Annotated in this window: 2 protein-coding genes and 1 pseudogene; 2 read left to right on the top strand and 1 reads right to left on the bottom strand. The window is 60.2% G+C overall.

Features of this window, described 5'->3' with window-relative positions; all coding sequences use genetic code 11:
* Nucleotides 1-42: 42 nt before the first annotated feature.
* Nucleotides 43-1,284: an LVIVD repeat-containing protein gene (locus HP459_RS22125; RefSeq protein WP_023299569.1), complete on the top strand. Its 1,242-nt coding sequence runs from the start codon at nucleotides 43-45 to the stop codon at nucleotides 1,282-1,284.
* Between the two features lie 87 nt (nucleotides 1,285-1,371).
* On the opposite strand, the gene mtnK is transcribed toward HP459_RS22125, so the two are convergent.
* Nucleotides 1,372-2,571 (bottom strand): S-methyl-5-thioribose kinase, encoded by a 1,200-nt coding sequence (gene mtnK, locus HP459_RS22130; protein ID WP_155024318.1) that lies wholly within the window; start codon nucleotides 2,569-2,571, stop codon nucleotides 1,372-1,374.
* A 102-nt stretch (nucleotides 2,572-2,673) separates the two neighbouring features.
* Here mtnK and HP459_RS22135 point away from each other — a divergent pair.
* A pseudogene (locus HP459_RS22135) lies at nucleotides 2,674-3,074 on the top strand (S-methyl-5-thioribose-1-phosphate isomerase); the annotation flags it as partial.

The raw sequence follows: 3,074 nt of genomic DNA on the forward strand, positions 1-3,074 counted from the left end.
GCCGGATAAGGCGCAGCCGCCATCCGGCGAAAGGACTTATACATGTCTGCATTACCTCAACCCGAATACAGCCGCAATATGCGGCTGATTGGCCATAGCGATCAGGGCGGTCGCCCGGACGGCGTGCAGCTGATGGTACACCGCGGTTTCGCCTATATCGGCCATATGGTGTCGCAGGGCTTTTCGATAGTGGATGTGCGCGACCCGAAAAAACCAAAAGCCGCAGGATACGTGCCTGCGCCGCCGGGTACCTGGAATGTGCATCTCCAGGCGCATGACGACCTGCTGCTGGTGATCAACGCCCGGGATCTGTTTGCCGATGCGCGTTTTGCCGACGAGAAGGTCTACTACACCCGCCAGGTGGGGGAGACCGTCAGTGACGTGCAGGATAAAGGCTGGAGCGCCGGGCTTCGCGTCTTTGATATCTCCACACCGGACAGGCCACGCGAGATAGGCTTTTTATCGCTGAGCGGCATCGGCATTCACCGCATCTGGTACGTCGGTGGCCGCTGGGCGTATGTCTCAGCGCTGATAGACGGCTTTACCGACTATATCTTTCTGACCATCGATCTGGCGGACCCGCGCAAGCCTGAAGTGGCGGGACGCTGGTGGCTGCCGGGGATGAATCAGGCCGAAGGCGAACAGCCGAACTGGCCGGAAGGCAAACGCTACGCCCTGCACCATGCGATTATTGCAGGCGATACCGCGTACGGCAGCTGGCGCGACGGTGGCCTGACGCTGCTGGACGTGAAGGACCGCACCCGGCCTAAGCTCATTAGCCACCGTAACTGGAGCCCGCCGTTTGGCGGCGGGACGCACACCGCGCTTCCGCTGCCGGATCGCGACCTGCTGGTGGTGCTGGACGAGGCGGTGCTGGATAACCAGCAGGACGGCGAGAAGCTGATCTGGCTGTTTGATATCCGCGAGCCGTCGAACCCGGTGAGCATTTCTACCTTCCCGCAGCCGGATGAAACCGACTACGTGGCGAAAGGGGCGCATTTCGGCCCGCACAACCTGCACGAGAACCGGCCGGGGAGCTTTGTCAGCTCAACGCTGATCTTCGCGACGTACCAGAACGCGGGCGTGCGCGCGTATGACATTTCCAATCCGTATCGCCCGGTAGAAACGGGGGCGCTGGTGCCCGCGGCGCCGGAAAAGATGATGGATACGCGGCCCAATCGCCCGCAGGTGATCCAGTCGTGCGACGTGTTTGTGGATGCGCAGGGGATTATTTACAGCACGGATTATAACGGTGGGATGTCAGTGATTGAGTATCTGGGGTGAGTTTTTGCCGGGTGGCGGCTTCGCCTTACCCGGCCTACACTTTGCACCCGTAGGCCCGGTAAGCGCAGCGCCACCGGGCAAACGTTCTCAACTGTACTGCCGCACCCGCGCGACCAGCTCTTCCGCGCTGTCGATGCGGTCGGCAATCACAATCAGCGCCTTGCCGAGGGATATCGCGTGGCGCAGGCATTCGTGACGCATCGCTTCATCCTGAATGGTGTTGATATCCGCCACATGGGAAAGCCCGACGCTGCGGCGAATCAGCTCGGTGCCGCAGAATCCGATGGCATCGTGCCAGACCTTTTTCAGGAATGCGTAGGCATAGCCCGGTGCGCTGAGTGCGGCGTCGCGGGCTTTCTCGTTTGCCAGCACCTGGAAGCGCTCCGCAAAGGTGTTCCACAGTTCCTGAATATCGGTCAGGCGCTGCTCGCGCGCGGCGGCGGCATCGCGAATGCCGAGGTGCCCCGGCAGGCCGCAGAAGTTCAGCAGCAGGTTGCCGATGGCGGTGCCAACGTCAAAGCCAATCGGCCCGAAATAGCCGAACTCAGCGTCGATGGCCTTCAGGCTGCCGTCGGCCACAAAAATCGAACCGCTGTGAATGTCTCCGTGCAGCAGGGCTTCGGCGTGCGAGAAAAAGCGGTGCTTGAGGGAGGCCACGGCGATTTTAAGCTGGGCGTCGTCGCGCAGGGCGGCAACATCGTTTTCCAGCTTGGCCGGGTAGCTGTTGCGCGCGTGGATCTGGTACGGATCGTTGAAGAAAAGATCTTCGGTGATCTCGCACATCTCCGGGTTGATGAATTTCGCTACCTGCGCTTTTTTCTCGTGCGGATGCAGATAAAAATCGCTGGTGTGGAACAGGGTGTGAGCCAGATATTCCCCCAGCTGACGCGCCGCCTGTGGGTAATAATTATTTCTGATCAGCTCGCCGCGCCAGATGCGATGGCTGGAGAGATCTTCCATCACCATCACCGCCAGTTCCGGGTCAAAGTGGTGGATTTTCACCGTGTGCTGCGGGCTGTGCTGGTAATGCTCGACCAGAGTTTGCGCTTCAAGACGGGCGCGATCCAGCGTCAGCGGCCAGGATTCGCCGACGCAGCGTACGTAGGGCAGCGCCTGCTTAACGACGATGCGGCTCACGCCCGCGCGGTCGAAAACTTTAAAGACCAGATTGAGGTTACCGTCGCCGATTTCCTGCGCCTCCACCAGCGATGACGGATCGTCAAGTCCGCCAAACTGCCTGGCATACTCCACGGCGTCCTGAGCGGTAAAGGTACGGTATTGCGACATGGCCTGCTCCTCAGTTTTGCTAATTAAGACATGTAGACGTCTATACATCTGGATTTCATCCTGACACAATGTGCTACAACAACGCAACAGGGAATTAACGACATGCAGACATTACAGACGACCAGCCTGCGGGTGGCGAATAATCAGCTCTATATTCTCGACCAGCAGGCGCTTCCGCAGGAGAAACGCTGGCTGGATGCCACGACGGTGGAGGCGCTGGTTGGGCATATCCACGCTCTGCGCGTGCGTGGCGCGCCGTTGATTGGTCTCTCTGCAAGCCTGCTGCTGGCGCTGTTAGCGGAAAGCGGTAAAAGCCGCGACGAGCTGGCGGCGGCGCTGGAGACCCTGCGTGCCTCCCGCCCGACGGCGGTGAACCTGATGAACAATCTCGACCGCATGAAGATTGCGCTTTGGCAGGAAGCGTTCGTTCCGGCGCTGGTGGCTGAAGCGCTGCGCCTGATTAATGAAGACAAACGGCTTTGCGACGCGATTGCGAAAGCGGG

The organism is Enterobacter sp. CM29, assembly GCF_013179605.1.
In the GTDB taxonomy this organism is placed as follows: Bacteria; Pseudomonadota; Gammaproteobacteria; order Enterobacterales; family Enterobacteriaceae; genus Enterobacter; species Enterobacter intestinihominis.